We start from the raw sequence: 546 nt of genomic DNA, 5'->3' as shown, positions 1-546 counted from the left end.
GTCAGCAGCACCGGACCTCCACGCAGCGCCGCCACAGGCCCACCCGCAAGAGCGTCGGGAAAGTTCACCCCCGACGCGAGGTACGCCACAGCCACACCGGGCGCAAACTGCGACTTCGACACCGCCACCGACGTGGARTACCGATCCGCTCCCGCCAAACGTTCGACCGACGAGTACTTTGAGGCCGCGGTCGCGACTGCCACCGAGACGCTGCCGGTGCCACCGAGGATCACGATCTTCGCCGGCTTCAACCGGGCAAGCTCGGCGGCGACCACCGCCGGCAACGAGGTYTGCGCCGTCAGCAGCACCGGACCTCCACGCAGCGCCGCCACAGGCCCACCCGCAAGAGCGTCGGGAAAGTTCACCCCCGACGCGAGGTACGCCACAGCCACACCGGGCGCAAACTGCGACTTCGACACCGCCACCGACGTGGARTACCGATCCGCTCCCGCCAAACGTTCGACCGACGAGTACTTTGAGGCCGCGGTCGCGACTGCCACCGAGACGCACTTTGAGGCCGCGGTCGCGACTGCCACCGAGACGCTG

General features: G+C 68.5%; 1 protein-coding gene. It reads right to left on the bottom strand.

The genetic code is table 11. The annotated features are described in order from the left end of the window. The coding region (locus AC1DV7_RS18205) for a cell wall-binding repeat-containing protein (RefSeq protein ID WP_477598743.1) at window positions 1-425 on the bottom strand (425 nt) is incomplete at its 3' end. Window positions 426-546: the final 121 nt, after the last annotated feature.

The organism is Pedococcus sp. P2_E4, assembly GCF_056403935.1.
This window is presented reverse-complemented; position numbering and strand designations above follow the sequence as displayed.